Source organism: Halomonas sp. SIMBA_159 (assembly GCF_046536035.1).
GTDB lineage: Bacteria > Pseudomonadota > Gammaproteobacteria > Pseudomonadales > Halomonadaceae > Vreelandella > Vreelandella venusta_A.
On sequence record NZ_JAWJBT010000557.1, the window covers coordinates 1 to 272 of the forward strand.

Genomic DNA, 272 nt, shown 5'->3' on the forward strand with positions numbered 1-272 from the left:
GCCAAAGCCCAGAGCGGCAGAGCTTTCCGGTTCGTAGAACAGTGAAGCATCATTCAGGCTCAGTTTGCCCAGTGCATCACGGAAGTTCTCATAATCGTCAGACGATACCGGGAACAGGCCTGCATACACCTGAGGTTTCACTTTCTTAAAGCCTGGCAGCGCCTTTTCACAGCCGTTCTTCGCCAGTGTCAGGGTATCGCCCACCGGCGCGCCCAGGATATCTTTAATACCGCAGACCACCCAGCCCACTTCGCCCGTTCTCAGTATGTCTT

Annotated in this window: 1 pseudogene; it reads right to left on the reverse strand. The window is 54.8% G+C overall.

Going from position 1 to position 272, the window contains the following annotated elements:
- Window positions 1-272, reverse strand: a pseudogene (locus R0J87_RS20440) (elongation factor 4); the annotation flags it as partial.